The following is a 19,727-nucleotide window of genomic DNA, read 5'->3' on the forward strand; positions in this document are numbered from 1 at the left end:
AGGCTGATGACAGAGATTCGGCAATCCACCAAAATTTTACTCAAACCAAAACTTTCCAAGCGTAACTTGTCCCCATGGAACAAATAATCCGCATTGCCGTGCAGAAAAGCGGCAGACTTTCCGATGACTCACTCAGCCTAATCAAAGAGTGTGGCATCAAATTTTACAACGGCACAGGCAAACTCAAGTCCACTTCCACCAATTTTCCCGTCGAATTTCTATTCCTTCGTGACGACGATATTCCCGGGTATGTAGCCGATGGCGTCGCAGATCTTGGTATCGTAGGTCAAAATGAACTGGTCGAGAAAGACAAAGACGTTTTGACTTTGAAAAAGCTGGGCTTTTCCAAATGCCGCCTCTCTCTGGCCATTCCAAAGGGTGAAGAGTATCCGGGCATCTCATATTTTCAGGGGAAAAACATCGCCACCTCCTACCCAAAAATCCTGGGAGACTATCTCAAAACCCAAAACATCCAGGCTGAAATCCACGAGATCAGCGGTTCGGTGGAGATCGCTCCAAGCATCGGATTGGCTGAGGGGATTTTTGACATTGTCAGCTCCGGCTCCACGCTCATGATGAACGGCCTCAAGGAAGTCGAGGAAGTCTTCAAATCCGAAGCCGTCTTGATCGGCAACAACAATCTGGCAGATTGGAAAAAAGTGATTCTGGATAAGTTGCTGTTTAGAATGAACGCCGTCCAAACTGGCAAAAGCAACAAATACGTCCTGATGAACGCTCCAAATGACTCCATCCAGCGGATCATCGAATTGATTCCAGGCATGCGAAGCCCGACGATCCTGCCGCTGGCTCAGCCTGGTTGGTCATCGATTCATTCCGTGTTGAGTGAAGATCTATTTTGGGAAAATATCGAAGAACTTCGGGCCGCAGGCGCTGAGGGAATTTTGGTAGTCCCTATCGAAAAAATGGTTATTTGAGGAGATTTAAAGCTTTTTATCCCTAACACTATGCAACTCCTGGTCAATCCTTCTCCTGAAAAGTGGAAAAAAAATCTGGCCCGACCGGTTCAGAAAACCAAGGCTATCAATAAAATCGTCAAGCCGATCCTGAAGAAAGTTCAGAAAAACGGGGACAAGGCGCTGAGGAAGTTCGCTCAGGAATACGATCATGTGCAGCTGGACAGTTTGCTCGTCTCCGCGCAGGAGATCGCAACCGCAAAAACACTGGTAAGCGAGGAACTGAAAGCAGCGATCGCCGTTGCAAAATCAAATATCGAGCGCTTCCACGCTGCGCAGGCTTCGCCCGAGCTCATCGAGGAGGTAATGCCTGGTGTCATCTGCCGGAGAAAAAGCGTCCCAATCCAGCGGGTTGGACTATATATCCCGGGTGGCACGGCGCCGCTTTTCAGTACGGTATTGATGCTGGGAGTTCCAGCGCAACTTGCCGGGTGCAAAGAGATCGTGCTCTGCACGCCTCCAAACCGTGAAGGCAAGATCCACCCTGCGATACTCTATACTGCCGAGCTGATCGGGATCTCCAAAATCATCAAAGTCGGCGGAGCTCAGGCGATTGCCGCACTGACTTTTGGCACCGACAGCGTTCCCCAAGTGGATAAGATCTTTGGACCCGGCAATCAGTACGTGACTGCCGCCAAGCAATTGGTGACCAAATTTGGTGTAGCGATAGACATGCCTGCGGGACCTTCGGAGGTGTTGGTTTATGCGGATGATTCTGCCGTTCCGGCTTTTGTCGCAGCGGATCTACTCTCGCAGGCAGAGCATGGCGTGGATTCTCAGGTGATTTTGGTGACTCCTTCGGAAAAATTCGCCAAGAAAGTTCTGAAGGAACTCAACGAGCAATTGGAGCAACTTCCACGGAAAGATATCGCGTTCAAAGCCCTGACAAACTCCACTGCGGTGGTGATGGAAGATGCCGAAAAGGCCCTTGCTTTGATCAACCACTATGCGCCGGAGCACTTGATCATTGCCGTGGAAAACGAGGAAGAAGTCGTCGACGGAATCTATAACGCCGGGTCGGTCTTCATCGGAAACTATACGCCGGAATCGGCCGGAGATTATGCTTCCGGTACTAATCACACCCTACCGACCTATGGTTACGCTCGCAACTACAGCGGGGTGTCTTTGGATAGCTTTGTAAAAAAGATCACTTACCAAAAGATCACCGAGGAAGGACTAAAAAAGCTCGGCCCAATGGTCGAAGTAATGGCGGAAAACGAACTCCTGCACGCACACAAAAACGCAGTAACGATCCGACTCAACTCACTGAAAGGCAAAAAGAAATGAGCTTCGATCTAAATTCCTTTTTGCGGCCACATATCGCAAAACTACAGCCCTACACTTCCGCCCGTGACGAATACACCGGCAAAGAAGGCGTATTCTTGGATGCCAATGAGAACCCTTTTGGCTCGATCACGGAGCAGGATTTCAACCGCTATCCCGACCCTTATCAGAGTGCTTTAAAGACGGAGATTGCAAAGATCAAAGCAGTCCGAACCAGCCAGATTTTCCTGGGAAACGGTTCCGACGAGGCGATTGATCTGTTATATCGCGCTTTCTGTAATCCGGGAAAAGACAATGTGATCCTCCTCCCTCCGACCTACGGAATGTACGAGGTAAGTGCCAACATCAATGATGTGGAGGTCCGCAAGGTCGCTCTGACGGAGGACTTTCAGCTTCAACCGGAAAAAATCCTCGCAGCGGCTGATGCCAACTCCAAGATCCTCTTCATCTGCTCGCCCAACAACCCGTCAGCTAACAAAGCCAAGCGTGAGGATGTGCTTTTCCTGCTGAAGAATTTCAAAGGATTGGTCGTCGTGGATGAGGCCTATATCGACTTCAGCGACGAGCCAAGCTTCACGGCCGAACTCGACAATTTCCCGAATTTGTTGGTGATGCAGACCTTCTCCAAAGCCTGGGGACTCGCATCACTGCGTCTCGGGATGGCTTTTGCGAGTGAGGAAATCATTCGCATTCTGAACAAGATCAAGCCTCCCTACAATATCTCCGGCCTGACGCAGGACACCGTTTTGGCGGCGATTACAGACAAAAACAAGGTCGATCAGATGATCCGGGAAATCCTGGATGAGCGGGATTTTCTTCAAAGCGAATTGGAAAAACTCTCCTTTGTTCAAAAGATCCATCCTTCTCATGCCAACTTCCTTTTGGTCAAAATCCCAAATGCGACGCAAGTCTATGACGACCTAATTGAAGAAAAGGTGATCGTTAGAAACCGGGCCAAAGTGCTGCTTTGCGAGGATTGCCTGCGCATCACAGTTGGGACCCGAGCGGAAAATGAAGTATTTCTAAAGGCTTTAAAAAAGGTTTGTTAGGATTGAAAAATTGGAAGATTGAAAAATTGAAAAATTCGAAGGCTTCAGTACCATCTTAAGTAAAAAACATGAATCGGGCGAATAAGGTCAAAAACTGAATTTCCGCCCGTAAATCTAAAATCGTAAATGAAAAAAGTTCTCTTCATAGACCGGGACGGCACGATCATCAAGGAGCCGCCGACAGATTATCAAGTAGACAGCTTGGAAAAGCTGGAATTCCTGCCAAAAGCCATCTCAAACCTTCGGAAGATCGCCGAGGAGACGGACTACGAACTCGTGATGGTGACCAATCAGGACGGTTTGGGTACCGATTCTTTTCCAGAAAAAGACTTCTGGCCAGCGCAGTACAAGATGCTGAAAACCCTGGAACAGGAAAACATCTTCTTCAAGGCCATCCATGTCGACAAAACTTTCGAGCACGAAAACGCCCCAACCCGCAAGCCAAGAACAGGACTGTTGACCCAATATTTCTCTGAAGACTACGACCTGCCAAACTCCTATGTGATCGGCGACCGCGCAACAGATGTACAATTGGCGAAGAATCTCGGCTCCAAAGCGATCTTCATCGGCGATGAAAATCCGGATGCGGCACTCTCAACCAAGGACTGGGACGAGATCTATGACTTTCTGAAGATGCCTCCCCGCTCGGCAGAAGTGAGCAGAAAAACCTCAGAGACGGATATCTACATCAAACTGAATCTGGACGGAAGCGGCAAATGCGACATTTCCACCGGTCTGCATTTCTTCGACCACATGCTCGAGCAACTCGGCAAGCACGGCAGCACGGATTTGGAGATCAAAGTAAATGGGGATCTGCACATAGACGAGCACCACACGATCGAGGACACCGCTTTGGCGCTGGGCGAAGCTTATTTGAAAGCTTTGGGAGACAAAAAAGGAATCTATCGCTATGGATTTCTATTGGCTATGGACGATGCCTTGGCGCAAGTGGCCATTGATTTTGGCGGAAGACCTTGGCTAGTGTGGGAGGCTGATTTCAAGCGGGAGAAAGTTGGCGATATGCCCACCGAGATGTTTTACCATTTCTTCAAATCCTTCTCAGATACCGCCAAGTGCAACCTGAACATCAAAGTGGAAGGCGACAATGAACATCACAAGATCGAAGCAACTTTCAAAGGCTTGGCACGGGCGATCAAGATGGCGGTGATGCGTGACCCACGCAACATTAACCAGTTGCCGAGCACCAAGGGAGTGCTCTAAATTTTCGTCAACGGTCGACAGGCGACGGTCCACGGCCGGGCTAAACTAGTTTTATGATCAGAGTAAAACGAAAAACTCAACCATTAAAATAGATGATGGAAAAAGTAAACCTCAGTCAGAAATTTGAGCTCTTCACCGAGCATTGGTCACCAAAGATCGTCGGAGAACTCAACGGCCAACATGTCAAACTGGCCAAGCTCCTGGGTGAGTTTGTCTGGCATAAGCACGACGTGGAAGACGAGCTATTTTTTGTAGTCAAAGGCGTTCTTCAGATGGAATTTCGAGACAAAACCGTGACAATTAATGAAAATGAATTTCTCATCGTGCCCAGAGGCGTTGAACACCGGCCGGTTGCACCGGAGGAAGTGTGGGTGATGCTCTTCGAGCCTGCTTCTACACTGAATACCGGGGATGCAGATTCTGAGTTGAAAAAAGAAAAGCTGGACCGGATCTAGAACCGGTCCGATTCCGCAGCCGTGAGCGCCTTCGCTCACGGCTTTTTTTGCAGAAAACAAAAGCTTCGCCTCATATCATCCCTTTCTTACCAAATTTTTGAGAAGAATTCCCAACAGACAGAAAATCCTATCGAAGTAATTTTTCAAAATCCGTAACAATTTTTCACTTTTCGCGCTTCTCAATTCGTTGATATTTTTGTTTATTTAGGTATGAAACGACTTTTAAATATTTCTACGATCATTTCATGCTTATTGCTTCTCCTCTCCTGCACCGCTAACCCAGCCGAGATCGAAGCAATGTATAGAAGCGGAAAATACAAACAAGCCATCGCAGCAATCAACCGACGCTTGTATACCCATGTCAAAGAAGTAAAATCCCTCCACCTCAGGGCCAGGAGCTACGAGGAATTGGGAGACTTCGACAAGGCACTGGACGACTACAATCGGATCATCGATATTGACGCCCGCTATGCTCAGGCGTATGCATCGGTGGGAAAGATTCTTTTCGAACAGGAATACTATCAGGATGCGGAACTTTACATCCTAAAAGCCGCAAGTCTGGAGCCGGAGGACTTCGAGATCATCTACCTGACAGGGCGCAGCCAACTCATGGTGAAAAACTACGAGCGGGCCGAACTTTTCTTCAAGCAGGCCGAAAGCATGAACCCGGAATTTGCCCCTATCTATTATTATACAGGAATGGCCCGTGCCAGCCGGGGCGACATCTACGGCGCCGCAGCCTCTTTCAACACTTACCTCAAAAAAGAACCCAACAACCTCGCTGCCAGATACAACCGCGGCTTTGCCATGCTAAAGATCGGGTACCTGCCCTGGGCCTTGGAAGACTTCGAGTTTGTGCTCAAAAACCAGCCGGATCACGTGGAAGCGTTGGCCAGAAAAGGCATCTGCCTCGCGAGGATGGGTAATCCAGAAGGCTGCCAGATGATCCAAGAAGCCGCAAAAAAGGGTAGCGACTACGCACTGAACAATATGGAGGAAATCTGTCTGTAAGGATCGGTACTCTATCGGTCAAATTCGCTTACGAACGTCCCTGGTTCTCTAAGGCTCTTCTGCCAATGGCGTAAAAACCAGCAACTGTTGTCCTCAGCCGGACCGGTCGCCACTCACTTTTTGAAATCTCAAGCGCTTTCCCACAAGCTCTTCATTTTCAACACATTTTTCTATATTATGGAGAGAATGATCGGCATCTCCTTGCCGATAATTTCTCCCCAACCCAAAGAACCTAAATCGCATGGCTGTGTACCGCAACTCGATCCTTTTCGGATTTTTATTCTTTTTGATCTTTCTAAGCTGTAAACCAAAAGCCTCCACCGATGACGGAGCATCTCTGCAACCTACGACCCTGAAACTGGTTCAAGACGAAGCAGAAGGAACAATCTCCGTGTTGAGAGAAGGAGAAACCGAGCCGATTCTAGTTCAGAATGCGAAGGAGGGCTTTCGTCCATACATCCATCCTCTTCTACCTCCTGACGGAAAAGGCCTTCTGACCGAATATAGCCCAGGCCACCACAAGCATCAAACCGGGCTTTACTGGGGTCTGACGAGGGTAAATGGTAGGGATTACTTTCATCATCCCGAGGGAGACTATTGGAGAAAAGTGGCGCTGAACATAGTGGAAGAATCCGGGGAGCAGGTGAAATGGCAGACGATCTATCACCTTTTGGACTCCTTGGGAAATCCGGTCTTGGAAGAAACCCAAAACTGGACTTTAAGTGAAATAAATGGGGAATATTCCCTGGATCTGGAGTGGAAAGGCGAAGCCAAAACTGACGTCACCATCGGCCAATACGACTACGGAAGCCTCTTCTTGAGAATGCCTTGGAAAGAAGGAATCGACGGGGAGATCATCAATGCCGCGCGCCAGAAAAATGAACAGGCAGAAGGCCAACCTGCAATGTGGATCAATGTCGGGATGACCGTGGAGGGCCGGGAGGATCGGGCCAATGTCGCCATCTTTGACCACCCGGAAAATCGTGGCTACCCAAATAAATGGCGGGTGGACGGACAGCTGGGGCTAGGCCCTGCATTTACCAAATATGGAGATTGGATAATCGAAAATGGCAAAACCGAAACGATCAAACTTCGTCTCTTGGTCTACACCGGTGAATTCAATGATCTGAAGATGAACGAGTCTTGGGGGAAGTTTTCGGGAAAAGAGGGAATGTACAACACCACCGAGCTTTGGGGCATCGCTCAGGAAGAAGGCCGAAATGCTAAATTCCTGACCGCCCAGGAGGCGGTCGATGCCATGACCATCAAGCCTGGTTACAAAGTGAATGTCTGGGCTGCCGAACCCATGATGACCCAGCCCATGGCCTTTTGCTGGGACGACCGCGGCAGGCTCTGGATTGCGGAAAACAAGGACTACGAATCCCGGGGCGACGGTTTTTCCAATTCCGGAGACAGCAGGATTCTGATTTTGGAAGATACCGACGGAGACGGAGCGGCTGATAAACAATCCGTCTTTATGGAAGGACTCGCTTTTCCCGCGGCGATTGCAGTAGGATTTGACGGAGTCTTCATTGGTGCACCGCCCAACCTGATCTTTGTTCCGGATAAAAATCAGGACGATAAAGCAGACTTGGACGACATCGAAATCCTCCTGACCGGCTGGGGAATCCGCGATCGGCACGAAACACTGAACAGTCTGCACTGGGGTCCTGATGGCTGGCTGTACGGCTTACAAGGTTTTGCCACTCCTTCCAAGATCCGCAAACCGAAAGGTGAAGAGGCGCGCAAACTCTATTACCACAAAGACCCCTTCCCGGAAGATCTTCTGGAAAAAGACGGCGTGGACATCAACGGCGGCGTGTGGCGTTATCATCCGGTCAAAGACAGATTCGAAGTTGTAGCCCATGGCTTCAGCAATCCCTGGGGAATTGACTACGATTCCAAAGGCCAGCTCTTCATGAGTGCCTGCGTGATCCCGCACTTGTGGCATGTGATCCCGGGTGGAATCTACCACCGTCAGGGCGGACAGCATTTCAATCCCTATGTCTACGAGGACATCAAAACCATCGCCAATCACAGTCACCGTTCGGCTCACGGCGGGGCGCGGGTGTACCAATCCGATGCTTTTCCTGAGGAGGAAAAAGGAAGGATCTTCATGGCCAATATCCACGAGCATGGAGTGCTTTCCGATATTTTGATTTCCAAAGGTTCGGGGTTTGAGGGAAAACATGGAGATGAATTCATGATGGCCAACAATGCCCAATGGGTGGGTTTCAGCATGGAAATCGGTCCTGATGGAGGCTTATACGCCCTGGACTGGCACGATGCGGATATCTGCGGAAAAGAAGTTCTGAATGAGGAAACCGGCCGGATCTTCCGGATTATGCCGGAAAAAACATTAGCCCAAAACTTCCCCGGTAGGTACACTGATCTCAACAAAATGACCGATGCCCAATTGGTGGCTCTTCAGACCAATCCCTCGGACTGGCATGCCCGCCGAGCGAGAGGAATTCTCCATAAACGTGCGGTCAACAAAACGCTAAAGCCGGATACTAATGCCGCATTGAAGAAAATCTTCACCTCAGATAAAAACCCAGATTGGAGACTCCGCGCTATGTGGACACTTCATCAGACGGGAGGATTTACGGATAAAGAGCTGCTTGCTTCACTTTCCGACCAGGATCAATATGTTCGCGCTTGGGCCATCCAACTATTTTGCGAGGACATGAAACCATCGGCGGAAGCTTTGACTAAATTCAAGTCCTTGGCCAAGTCCGACCCCTCCCCTGTGGTCCGCCTCTACCTCGCTGCGGCTTTGCAGCGGATTCCAACTGCTGACAAATGGGCGATTGCTTCAAGTCTGATCCAGCGTGTGGAGGACGAAAAAGACCACAACCTGCCCAAGATGCTTTGGTACGGAATCGAGCCCTGGTTTGCAGAGAGTCCTGACCAGGTCCTCGAACTTGCCCCTACTTCCAAACTCAGCTTTGTCACCCAAAATATAGCCCGACGGACCGTGGACGGGAATCAGGTCGAAAAACTCGTGGCCCTGATCGGCAAGGACGGTTCGAATACCGAACTTCTCATGGCGGGAATGCTGAGTGGAATGGAGGGTCGGACCGATCTGAAAACCCCGGCCAACTGGAAAGCTGTGGCGGAAAAATTCCAAAAATCCGGCGGGAAAAAACAAACTCTGGCCATGGAAATCTCAGGCCTCTTCGGAGATACCGAAGCTACCCAACGGGCTTTTGCAACGCTGAAAAACAAAAGTCTGCCGATGGACCAGCGCAAGAAAGCCCTGCAAACTCTTACCGCCCAGCAGCAAAAAGGATTGCAGTCCGAAATTCCGGTACTGCTTCAGGAACCTGCCATGCGGAAGGATGCCATCCGGTCCATAGCCGCCTTTGACAATGAGTCTCTGGGTAAGTTGCTGCTGGAAAGCTATTCCAAATTTTCTCCCGAGGAAAAACTCGAAGCCATGCAGACTCTCTCCTCCAGAGCCCGGTATGGCAACATGCTGACTCAGGAGATCAAAACCAAAAAAATCGCCAAATCGGAGGTTCCGGCAAGCGTGGCCCGCCAACTCCTCCGGGTGGTGGGAAGCGGATTCATCGAAGTTTGGGGACCGATCGAGTCAGTTCCGAGCAACCAAGCTGCCTATGACAAATACCGCGCGATGCTTAAGCCTGAAGCCTTGGCTTCCGCCAACCTCCAAACCGGAAAAACGGTCTTTACCCAAACCTGCGGAAGTTGCCACAAGATGTACGGAGAAGGGGGAATCATCGGCCCGGACCTTACCGGTTCCAACCGGACCGATCCGGAGTATATCCTGATGAATGTGCTCGAACCCACAGCTGAGATCCAGGATGACTACAAGATGGTCGTGATCAACACCCGGGACGGAAGGACTTACTCCGGAAATATTATCTCAGAAAACGAGCGCCAAGTCACCCTTCGGATTGTGGGACAGGATCAGGTGCTGATCAACAAATCGGGTATCTTATCCCGAGAAGTGACCGACGTATCCATGATGCCTTCCGGCCTGTTTGAAAACCTGAGCCAAGAGGAAATTGTGAATCTGATGGGGTATCTGAAGACGAATAAGCGGGTGGAATAAACGGGTTGGAATAGATAAGTTCGACACCCTTCGGGGTCGTTGAGAGTCTTTCGTTGTTATTTTCCATGGGTTGCACCCATCGCTATTGAGAAGTTTGACCCCTGCCAGGGTCGAATGTCTATCCTATTGAATTCAGCTATGACCACGAAGTGGTCGAACCTTTCAATAGCCCTAGGTGCAACCTAGGGGATAAGGAAATCGCAAATGAGTCCCAACCCTGAAAGGGTTGAACTAACAACGACTGTAAACCGTGGTCAGACGACCGCTGACCAAAATTAATCACCCCTTCAACCACCGATCAAACCACGAAAAAGCCTCCTCCTGCATCGCCTTGTCAAACTTATGCGGGCCGGGATGGAAGGTGCATTTGTATCGGTCAGAGGCATTGGCTTTGGCATAGACTTCTTTGAGTATTTGATCTGCCTTTTCCATCTCGGACAGCGTAAACAATTGGTCTTCAATATCATTCAAAACCAACGTTGGTAAAGGTGCTCTCAAACCCAGAATTTCTGAAAAATCCAGTTCCTGAGGCAGGATCGGCACATACGTCATCCAGGTATGGGTGTAGGATTTGTACAGGAGCAGATCAGCCCAAGTGGTCATAAACCCGACGGCAACCGCACAGGAAATCCTTGGATCCATTCCTCCCAACATGACGGTTCGCAGTCCTCCTCCTGAAAGTCCGGCGCATCCCAGTTTGCTGGAATCCACATCCTCCCTTGCTGCCAAGACGCTCAGCGCCATCTGATCCTCAGCCAGAAAAACCGCCGGCCAACTCGTGCCTGCGCAAAACAGGGACTTGGCCAAAATATGTTCGTGCTCGGAAGCCCAGGAATTATAGGCATCGATCTGCTCCTCGGTTTCCAAGCTGAAATCCGTGATACCCTTCCTTATTTTCTCCGGCACATCCTCTAACAAAACCCTCCTGCTGCCAAAAGCAAATGCATCGTGAACCATCACCACATAGCCCTGCTTGGCTGCCTCATTGGCCCAGGCCCGACCTTCGTAATAGGTAGAATGATGCTCCTGAACATATGACGGAATCTCGGCTTTGGTCCTGCTGATTTTATCCAAACCCAGAAATTTATTACCTCCGTGGCAATGTAAACCCAAGATTCCCGGAAGCTTTCCTGAGGCATTTTCCGGTTTCAAGATCACCGCTTTGGTAGGATTTCCACTGGGCAATTGGTAAGATATTTCTTCAAAAACCACTCCCTCGTAGGTTCCGGTTCGGTGAATCGTCACTTGGGGAATCGCTCCTAAATCCACCGCTCCCATCCGCTCAGCCACCAGTTTTCTGGTACTTTCCCGCCAGGAATCCAAGTTGGTAGTTGCCGGATTCCGGTAGGATTGAGAGGGCAGTTTTTCCAGGTTTAAGCTTTTGGCCCAGGGACCATAGGCCCCTATCAGATTCAATTCTTGATTTGGGTTCACAGGCAGGATTGGGTTAATCGGTTGGGGATTCGCATGAAGGTCCAGGAGATTTCCACTCATGACTCCAAAGCCAGCAAGACTGGACTTTTTCAGAAAATCTCTTCGGTTGTTTCGCATCAGCGATTGGATATTACTGGAATAAGATAAGGAAACACCACGAATATCAGAAGCTTCTGGAGAAGCTGGACAACGGGCAAAAAAAGCTTTGGCTTTTTTCTCAGCGCTCTCAAAAAACGTAAGAACCTGAAATAAGGATTGAGGTCAGTCATACGACGGGAAGAGCCAATATCAATCTCTCTTTTTTCTCTGTGGTGTTTTTTTTTGCAGTTAATGGGTTCACTTGAATTGCTCTCCAATCGTGCCATTTTAGTCGAAAGAAAGCATCTGAATGGTCCAGCTTCTGGAATCAGGACAGCGGGCCAGTTACCCACCAAAAACCACCTTTACTTCCGTCAAAGCCATATCTTCTACCCCTTTATCCTCCGGTTTGACAGCAGTATTCCAGAGGTACAGGGACTTCAGGGACTTGATTTCGCCCAATGATCCCAAGGCTGCTGAACTGATCTTGGTGCCGTTCAGGTTTAGAATTTCCAGTTTGGAAAGCCCTTTCAACCCTGCAATTCCGTCATCGGTAATGGGGTTGTTTTCGATTCGGAGTCGCTGGAGATTGGAAAATTGGGAGACAAGACTTAAGTCTGAATCCTGAATCCCAGTTCCGGCCAAAGTCAGCCAGAAAATCTGGTCCTTGATCTGGAGTAGGGCTTTCAGCAGTTCGGAAGCATTTCCATTGGCGGCTTCTTCCGGCAGCACCACATCCAAAGCTCCTGTTTCATGGGAAAGCACTCTGACACGGAAACCCATTTTCTCCAACCCCTGAATTTGAGCCGTGTCTATTTGGATTGCTACCATATTTTCAGCTCCCTGGATAGTCAGTTTGGGTTTTGCCCATTCGATAAATTCCGCATCTGATTCGGTTAAGAGAACTTTCGGATCTGCATTTCCCTTTTCAATCCACCAGGTGATTAGTTGGATTTCTTCCTCCGTCAGCGGCTTTTTTCCTTCCGCTGGCATAAAATCCTCATGATCGGATGGCAAGGTTACCCGGCGGATGAGTTCGCTTTTTTCCGCATTTGCAGCCAAGATCACCGGGCCGTTTTCCCCTCCTTTCAACAGGGATTCGTAGGAACTCATATCCAATTCGCCTTTGGATTTCCCGGACCGGTGACAGCTTTGGCACTTGCTTTTCAAAACAGGCTGGATGACATCCGTAAACACCTCAGCCTCTTCCACACTCGCCAAAATCCGGCCTTTGCTTTCCTCCTGCTTTTCCCCAAAAGGTGCATAAGCAGTCAGGTAATCCTCCCCATGAGTCAGGCTTCCACCAAAATGTCCTGTGACGGTAAGTGTAATCATCAACAGTCCCAGAAGGGAATAGTTGAGCTTTTTGGAATACTTCTCCTCGTTTTTGTTCACCCACCAAGCTATCCCGGAGAGAGCCACCGTGAGCCAACCCGCAGCCAAATGGATGTCCAGCAAATTCCCTTCATAGCCACCGTTTTGGGAAAGGAGAAATCCCAACAACGCGGCAATTAATGCACTGACGGCTCCCAGAAACAGGGTGAAATTCACTGCTTCCTGGAGATTCTGTTTCTTTAGCAAAACCACATAAGACTTCAGCAGCACGCCAATCATCAAAAACCCGATGGGCAAATGAACCCACACCGGGTGAAAACGGCCGATGAATGTGATCAAATCCTCTGTCATCATCTTTTCGGCTTAGCTCAAAATTCCTTTGACCACATGACCTTCCACATCGGTCAGTCTAAACCGCCGGCCCTGATGCTTGTAGGTGAGTTTTTCGTGATCGATACCAAAAAGATGCAGGATCGTGGCCTGCAGGTCATGCACGTGAACCGGATCCTTGACCACATTGTAGCCAAATTCATCGGTTTCCCCATAGGTAATTCCGGGCTTCACTCCTGCCCCGCACATCCATTTGGTAAAGCATCGCGGATGATGATCTCTTCCATAATTATCCGGAGAAAGTGTCCCCTGGCTGTAAACCGTTCTGCCAAATTCACCACCCCAGACGATCAGGGTATCCTCCAAAAGTCCCCTTTGCTTCAGGTCTTTGATCAGTGCGGCAGTGGCCTGGTCGGTTTTTTTACACTGGTTTTTGATCGAACTGGGCAGGTTGCCGTGCTGATCCCAACCCTGATGGTAGAGCTGCACAAACTTCACGTCCTTTTCAATCAGCTTTCTCGCCATCAGGCAATTGGCTGCGTAGGTGCCAGGATCACGGCTTTCCTCCCCGTACATCTCATACACCCAGTCCGGTTCGGAAGACATGTCGGTCACTTCGGGCACAGAAGTCTGCATCCGAAAGGCCATCTCGTACTGCGCAATCCGGGCATTGATTTCCGGGTCTCCGTAGGTATCAAACTGGACTTCATTCAGAGATTTGAGGTAATCGAGCATCTCCCTCCGGTCCGCTCCCTCGTAGTTTTCTGGATTTCCAAGGTAAAGCACCGGGTCCTTTCCGGACCGGAACTGGATTCCCTGATGCTGGGAAGGCAAAAAGCCATTTCCCCAAAGTCGGGCATATAGCGGCTGATCCAACACGGCATCTTTGGAAACCAAAACGATAAAGGAGGGCAGGTTTTGGTTGTCCGAACCTAGGCCATAACTCAGCCAGGCACCCATCGAGGGTCTGCCCGGAAGCTGATGCCCGGTCTGGAAAAAAGTAATCGCCGGATCATGGTTGATCTGTCCGGTCTGCATGCTTTTGATGAAGCAAAGCTCATCTGCTATCTCCGCAGTATGCGGCATGAGTTCGCTGATCCAGGCCCTGCTTTGGCCGTATTGTTGGAATTTGAAAGCCGAGGCAGTCAGGGGAAAAGAGCTTTGGTCTGCACTCATGCCCGTGAGGCGCTGCCCGTCACGCACCGAATCAGGAAGCTCCTGCCCGTGCAGGTCAACAAGCTTTGGCTTGTAATCGAAGAGGTCGAGCTGTGACGGTCCTCCAGCTTGGAACAGGTAGATCACGCGCTTTGCCTTGGGCATAAAATGCGGCAATCCGCTCAGTCCGTTGGCTGACTCGGTGAGCTGGGCAGGAGTTTGGGGATTTCCTGCGAAAATCTTCTCCATTCCCATCAACGAACCCAAAGCCAGGGAGCCGATTCCCAAAGAAGTTTTGGTCAGAAAACGCCTGCGGTCCATTTTCTTTTCGATGTCCTGAAGGTCCCGATTCGCAGACCGCAGCGGGGCATCGTGGTGATGGCTCATCTTATCTCTTGGTTAGGGCTGCATCTGAATTGATAATTGCACTGGCAGTAACCGCATTGGCCGCTACTTGGACCGGGTCCAAATCCGGATCTATCCGGTATTCACCGGTTTCCAGCCAGCCTTTCAGCTTGTTGCGATCAGCGGAGAATTTACGGTATTCATTTTCTCTCAGATCCAGCAGGATTTCAAGTTCCTTCGGGTGTGGATTTCTTCCGGTCACCTTGCGGAAAGTGGTTTTTATCGCTTCGGAGATTTCCGGATAAACCAGCATCCGCTCGCCCAATACCTTGGAAACTTCCACAAAAGTCGGGTCGTTGAGCAAAGCCAAAGCCTGAAGCGGGGTATTCGTTTCCTGGCGCTTGCTGACCGAAACGCTGTGGTCCGGAGCATCAAAGATGGCCAAAGTCGGGTGATGAACCGAACGTTTCCAGATCGTGTACATGCTCCTGCGGTAAAGATTTTTACCCGTGCTTTGCACGTAATTTCCTCCGTTCACTTTCCACAATCCCTCCGGCTGATAGGGAAACACACTTTTTCCTCCGATCTCGGGATTCAACAAACCAGAGGCCGCAAGTGCATTATCGCGGATAAGTTCCCCGGACAGGCGAACCATCGGGCCTCGGGCCAGCAGGACATTTTCCGGATCTTTTTCTTCCAATTCCGGTCTCTTGATGGAGGCTTGGCGGTAAGTTGCCGAGGTGAGGATCAGGCGCTGCATGGCTTTTACATCCCAACCCGAATGCTGAAACTCCAAAGCCAGCCAGTCCAGCAATTCCGGATGCGAAGGCAGTTGGCCCTGATTCCCAAAATCCCCCGAGGTAGCGACGAGACCCTTACCAAAGTAATTCTGCCAAAACCGGTTGACGGCCACTCTTGCAGTCAATGGGTTTTCAGGCGAAGTCAGCCATTGGGCCAGTCCCAGGCGGTTTCTGGGCAGATCCGGATTCATAGGCAGAACGCTTTCCGGTGTATTCGGGAAGACCTCTTCACCATGCAGGTTGTACTCTCCCCGGGTCAGGATATAAGTGGGACGCTTTTCGGCTTTGTCCCGCATGATCATCATCTCAGGAATGACCTCCACCGAGTCGGAATATGCTTCTCTCTGGGCAATAACCGCTTTCAGCTTTTCTCGATAGGCCAAAGAATGGTTGTTGAGATACAGTTTTTTCAAGTCCTGCCTTTCGGAAGCTGCGAATTGATCGGCAACTTTGCCTAGGGTGGATTTATAAACTTCCGGTTTCGAAATCTGCCGGATTTCTAAGGGGGAAAGTTCGAGGTCGTAAACACTGACTTCATCCACGATGGCGTCTTTCAGGCCTTTTCCCCTCCAGACCGCACCGACTTGCAAACCCGGCTGTCCGCCTTTGAAGAGGATGTCCTTGTACAGGTTATCGTGGGTGGTTTGGGTGGACATTTCGGCCCCGTTCAGGAAGACCTTCAGCCCTTTTGCTTTGGAAGATCCGTCGTAGGTCATGACCAGATTCACCCATTGGTCCCGGGGAATATCCTGCTCAGTGACTTTGGTGATGGCATTGTAGGGAGCGGTATGGGCCATGAGCAACTCCAGCCGGTTGTCTTTCAGGCTAAGGTGATAGCCCCGCCAATTGTACAGGACAGCGCCGGAACCCTTGTGAAAGATCGCTCCGTGGGTCAGGGTTTTGGGAATGTTGACCCAAATGCTGACCGAGAAAGGCTCATTTCTGGAGAAAACGCCCGCTCCGCCCATATTAAGCCACATGTCGCCGTTGAGTTGCACACCTTTTCCTCTTAATCCATCCACATAATCCGGAACCTGGTTTGTCACCTCACTGCTTTCCATCATCCCTTTTTGGGAGGGATTGAGTTGATTTTGGATGGCCTTTTGGTCAAAGGTGAAAAATGCCACCCGACTAGCAGGATACTCCCGGTTGGCTTCTTTTTGGTAAGACTTGGCATTCAGCCAGGCTTGAAAGGCAGCTTCCTGTTCTTTTGCTACTTGCTCCAAAGCTGCCTCTTGGTTTTCTTTCTGCGAAAGCAGATAAGCCAGCATCTTGTCCTTTTCCGTATCGGTCAAAAACATCGTCGGCGCAGGCATGGCATCGTCCCAGGAAATCTGCCCTGCCTCATCCACCTGGTTGAAAAAACTGCTCAGCTCGAAGAAATTCTTCTGCGAAATCGGGTCATACTTATGGTCGTGGCAGCGGGCGCAGCCCAAAGTCAAGGCCATAAACGCCTGCCCCATGGTACTCGTGCGGTCCACCACATATTCCACCCGAAATTCCTCCTCCACGATTCCGCCCTCCATGTTTTGGGGATGAATCCGGTTGAAAGCCGTGGCGATCAATTGGTCTCTGCTGGGATTGGGAAGGAGATCTCCAGCCAACTGATCGGTGACAAACTGGTCGTAAGGCAGGTTTTGGTTAAAAGCCCGGATCACCCAGTCGCGATAAGGGGAAGCATCCCGGTAGCGGTCCACGGTATAGCCATGGGTGTCCGCAAAGCGCGCGATATCCATCCAGTGCATCGCCATCTTTTCCCCGTAGTGCGGGGAATCGAGCAGTCGATCCACCTGCTTCTCGTAAGCATCCGGGGATTGGTCTGCGAGAAAGACGTCCATCTCCGCCAGACTTGGAGGCAAGCCCGTCAAGTCCAGACTCAGCCTTCGCAGCAGGATTTCTTTGTCGGCCTCGGGAGAAGGCCGGATTTTCTCTGCCTCCAATTTTGCTAAAACAAAGCGGTCGATGGGATTTTTGGCCCAAGACTTATCGCTTACTTTAGGCAAATCCTGCTCTTGGGGATCGATAAAAGCCCAGTGGGGTTTGTATTCCGCACCGTCTTCAATCCACTTGATCAGGATTGCTTTTTCCCTTGGAGTCAGGGTCAGATTGGATTCAATGGAAGGCATGCGGTACTCCTCATCGTCGGAAATGATCCGGTGAAAGAGCTCGCTGTTGTTCAGGTTGCCGGGCTTGATGGCAAATTTGCCCGGGGATTCCTTCAGTCCGGCAAAGGCCATCTCAGGGTCATGGAGACTGAGTCCGGCTTTTTGTGCAGCCAAATCAGGTCCGTGACAGGCGAAGCATTTGTCCGAAAGGATCGGCTTGACGTGGATATTGAAATCGACGGCTTCCGGCAGCTCGTCATACGCCACCTGTACCTCCTCCGGGAGGTCAGGACTGCAAGAAAAAAGCAGCAAAAACAGGGGAAGCAAACTCAGTAATCGGGCGTTCATCAATACATTCAATGTAGCCTTAAACTACTGGAATTTCAGGGATTATCCCACATGGGGTGTCGGGTATTGTGGGTAGTGTGTATTCAAAAAGGGATAATAAATTCAAAATCGCGCCATTTCGGTTATCAGTCTTCCAGCCATAAATCGAAGGAAATTAGGTCAGTGGTATACTTGCGGATAATCATAAAGATTAATTTATACAACCAACTATTTTTCAATACTTTAGACCTCATTTTTAAACAACACTATTTTAATTCTAAACACCTACACTATGGGACTTTTAAAAAAAGGCAGCGCCGGACAAGACGTAAGTGCACTGCAGTTATTACTCCAGGAGTTGGACTTCAATGTGCCGATAACCGGTGTTTTCGACACTGCCACCTTCAATGCCGTCCGAACCTTTCAGGCTGGACACCTGGACAAGAATGGAACCCCCTTGGAGATCGACGGAAAGGTTGGGGAGATTACCCTTTGGGCTCTTCAAAATCCCCGTACCAAGATCGCGTTCACGGATACTAATTTTACTACTATGCCAGGGCTGGACAAAGGAGGCCATCCCATGGGAAGGCTCGCCTTGCAATTTGCCATTGAAGAGCTGAAGGCCGAAGCCGGGGAAATCGGAGGTAATAACAGGGGAATGTGGGTAAAAAAGTATATGCAACCTGCTGGACTAGGAGAAGGAGACAGCTGGTGTGCGGGTTTTGTAAGTTGGTGTTTCTTACAGGCCGTTGGGGGTGACAAAGCGAAGATGCCATTCCGGTATTCTGCCGGCGCCAGGGATATTTTCAACCAGTTTAAGAACAAAGGCATGCATTTTCTCGGAACTGAAGATGGCTTTTTGCCTCAGCCTGGAGATATCGTAGCCTGGTGGCGGGTAAGTTTACCATCCGGAAAAGGCCATATCGGTATCTTACATCACTATGGAGATGGATTTATCTATACGATTGAAGGAAACAAAGCTGCGAATGTTGCCGGATTTGCCTATGTCAAAACGAGGCTGGATAAAGTCTTGGGGTTTGGTAGGGTAAGGTAACTGTATACTGACGAAGATTCTCTGCAGAGTGTGCTATCACGCCTGTAAAAATCTTTCCCTTCATCCAAATAAAAAAAACGGCGGTCCCACTATCGAGACCGCCGCATGACTTTTGTGCCAGAACCAGCTATCCAACACGGTGGACAGGCACAGCCCAGGTGGCCAAATTACTTTTTGGCCTGCTTCTTCAATTCAAAAGGAATCTCGTTTCCGTCCATTGAAAAAGTCAGCTTCATGGTATCTCCAACTATTTTTCCCCTGACCGGCATATCTCCCCCCATCACATTGATGGTGTAGGAAATGTCCTCTCCTTTGATCATTCCATTGGTGATATTGATCTTGGTGCCATCAGGGCCGACAGTGGTGCCCGCCAGTTTCTCGCCGTCCTGCGTAAAATCATAGACGACTTCAAACTGATCCATGATCATTCCGGTCCAGCGGCCAGTGACATCTTCTGCAAGTGTGATTGCGGACATCATAAAAAGCCCGATCAGCATAACTGTTTTCATCATTTCAAAAGGTTTTAAGTTTTTGGGATAGGTTAATTGATGGAATCAAGATATGGTTTTTAGATTTATCTGCAAATCGCATAGTTCAACGGCTGCACCTATCTGGTTAACCTTTTCGATTTTGGATTTTCATAGCTCTGGCAGACCTTAAAGTATCGATGGCTTTTTGCCACACAAAGGCAT

Annotated in this window: 13 protein-coding genes; 8 read left to right on the forward strand and 5 right to left on the reverse strand. The window is 49.8% G+C overall.

Translation table 11 applies throughout. The features are described from left to right. The first annotated feature begins 74 nt into the window (after positions 1–74). From hisG to G459_RS0125585, 7 genes are all read left to right on the forward strand, one after another. Positions 75–935 carry an ATP phosphoribosyltransferase gene (hisG, locus tag G459_RS0125555; protein ID WP_026970119.1) on the forward strand — a complete coding sequence of 287 codons (861 nt, stop codon included), beginning with the start codon at positions 75–77 and terminating at the stop codon, positions 933–935. 30 nt (positions 936–965) lie between these two features. After that, positions 966–2,261, forward strand: coding sequence for a histidinol dehydrogenase (gene hisD / locus G459_RS0125560; RefSeq protein WP_026970120.1), 1,296 nt, complete (start codon positions 966–968; stop codon positions 2,259–2,261). Then, positions 2,258–3,307, forward strand: a complete 1,050-nt coding sequence (gene hisC / locus G459_RS0125565; RefSeq protein WP_026970121.1) for a histidinol-phosphate transaminase — start codon at positions 2,258–2,260, stop codon at positions 3,305–3,307. The genes hisD and hisC overlap by 4 nt, the downstream gene beginning before the upstream one ends. A gap of 126 nt (positions 3,308–3,433) precedes the next feature. Then, entirely contained in the window at positions 3,434–4,528 is a 1,095-nt protein-coding gene (hisB, locus tag G459_RS0125570; RefSeq protein WP_026970122.1) for a bifunctional histidinol-phosphatase/imidazoleglycerol-phosphate dehydratase HisB, read from the forward strand. Between the two features lie 95 nt (positions 4,529–4,623). Next, positions 4,624–4,983, forward strand: a complete 360-nt coding sequence (locus G459_RS0125575) for a cupin domain-containing protein (protein WP_026970123.1) — start codon at positions 4,624–4,626, stop codon at positions 4,981–4,983. Between the two features lie 210 nt (positions 4,984–5,193). After that, positions 5,194–5,994 (forward strand): tetratricopeptide repeat protein, encoded by an 801-nt coding sequence (locus G459_RS0125580; RefSeq protein WP_026970124.1) that lies wholly within the window; start codon positions 5,194–5,196, stop codon positions 5,992–5,994. A gap of 241 nt (positions 5,995–6,235) precedes the next feature. Further along, positions 6,236–10,072 (forward strand): PVC-type heme-binding CxxCH protein, encoded by a 3,837-nt coding sequence (locus G459_RS0125585; protein WP_035457021.1) that lies wholly within the window; start codon positions 6,236–6,238, stop codon positions 10,070–10,072. A 279-nt stretch (positions 10,073–10,351) separates the two neighbouring features. On the opposite strand, the gene G459_RS0125590 is transcribed toward G459_RS0125585, so the two are convergent. From G459_RS0125590 to G459_RS0125610, 4 genes are all read right to left on the reverse strand, one after another. After that, positions 10,352–11,623, reverse strand: a complete 1,272-nt coding sequence (locus G459_RS0125590; RefSeq protein ID WP_026970126.1) for a dienelactone hydrolase family protein — start codon at positions 11,621–11,623, stop codon at positions 10,352–10,354. Between the two features lie 306 nt (positions 11,624–11,929). Beyond that, positions 11,930–13,273 carry a DUF2231 domain-containing protein gene (locus G459_RS0125600; protein ID WP_026970128.1) on the reverse strand — a complete coding sequence of 448 codons (1,344 nt, stop codon included), beginning with the start codon at positions 13,271–13,273 and terminating at the stop codon, positions 11,930–11,932. A gap of 9 nt (positions 13,274–13,282) precedes the next feature. Continuing rightward, the gene (locus G459_RS0125605; RefSeq protein ID WP_026970129.1) at positions 13,283–14,791 is read right to left on the reverse strand and encodes a DUF1501 domain-containing protein; all 1,509 of its coding nucleotides are present in this window, start codon (positions 14,789–14,791) and stop codon (positions 13,283–13,285) included. 1 nt (position 14,792) lies between these two features. Next, entirely contained in the window at positions 14,793–18,002 is a 3,210-nt protein-coding gene (locus tag G459_RS0125610) for a DUF1553 domain-containing protein (protein ID WP_026970130.1), read from the reverse strand. Between the two features lie 271 nt (positions 18,003–18,273). Between G459_RS0125610 and G459_RS0125615 the strand changes: the two genes are divergently transcribed. Next, positions 18,274–19,035, forward strand: a complete 762-nt coding sequence (locus tag G459_RS0125615; protein WP_026970131.1) for a CHAP domain-containing protein — start codon at positions 18,274–18,276, stop codon at positions 19,033–19,035. A 167-nt stretch (positions 19,036–19,202) separates the two neighbouring features. On the opposite strand, the gene G459_RS0125620 is transcribed toward G459_RS0125615, so the two are convergent. Further along, the gene (locus G459_RS0125620; protein WP_157373459.1) at positions 19,203–19,547 is read right to left on the reverse strand and encodes a hypothetical protein; all 345 of its coding nucleotides are present in this window, start codon (positions 19,545–19,547) and stop codon (positions 19,203–19,205) included. Positions 19,548–19,727 lie beyond the last annotated feature (180 nt).

Origin of the sequence: Algoriphagus terrigena DSM 22685, assembly GCF_000429445.1 — a bacterium.
In the GTDB taxonomy this organism is placed as follows: domain Bacteria; phylum Bacteroidota; class Bacteroidia; order Cytophagales; family Cyclobacteriaceae; genus Algoriphagus; species Algoriphagus terrigena.

Bases quoted from the DNA above. Each gene is read 5' to 3' on its own strand.
- hisG (WP_026970119.1), top strand. From the start codon at position 75: ATGGAACAAATAATCCGCATTGCCGTGCAGAAAAGCGGCAGACTTTCC.
- G459_RS0125585 (WP_035457021.1), top strand. From the start codon at position 6,236: ATGGCTGTGTACCGCAACTCGATCCTTTTCGGATTTTTATTCTTTTTG.
- G459_RS0125590 (WP_026970126.1), bottom strand. From the start codon at position 11,623: ATGCGAAACAACCGAAGAGATTTTCTGAAAAAGTCCAGTCTTGCTGGC.
- G459_RS0125605 (WP_026970129.1), bottom strand. From the start codon at position 14,791: ATGAGCCATCACCACGATGCCCCGCTGCGGTCTGCGAATCGGGACCTT.
- G459_RS0125610 (WP_026970130.1), bottom strand. From the start codon at position 18,002: ATGAACGCCCGATTACTGAGTTTGCTTCCCCTGTTTTTGCTGCTTTTT.
- hisD (WP_026970120.1), top strand. From the start codon at position 966: ATGCAACTCCTGGTCAATCCTTCTCCTGAAAAGTGGAAAAAAAATCTG.
- hisB (WP_026970122.1), top strand. From the start codon at position 3,434: ATGAAAAAAGTTCTCTTCATAGACCGGGACGGCACGATCATCAAGGAG.
- G459_RS0125615 (WP_026970131.1), top strand. From the start codon at position 18,274: ATGGGACTTTTAAAAAAAGGCAGCGCCGGACAAGACGTAAGTGCACTG.
- hisC (WP_026970121.1), top strand. From the start codon at position 2,258: ATGAGCTTCGATCTAAATTCCTTTTTGCGGCCACATATCGCAAAACTA.
- G459_RS0125580 (WP_026970124.1), top strand. From the start codon at position 5,194: ATGAAACGACTTTTAAATATTTCTACGATCATTTCATGCTTATTGCTT.
- G459_RS0125575 (WP_026970123.1), top strand. From the start codon at position 4,624: ATGGAAAAAGTAAACCTCAGTCAGAAATTTGAGCTCTTCACCGAGCAT.
- G459_RS0125600 (WP_026970128.1), bottom strand. From the start codon at position 13,273: ATGATGACAGAGGATTTGATCACATTCATCGGCCGTTTTCACCCGGTG.
- G459_RS0125620 (WP_157373459.1), bottom strand. From the start codon at position 19,547: ATGATGAAAACAGTTATGCTGATCGGGCTTTTTATGATGTCCGCAATC.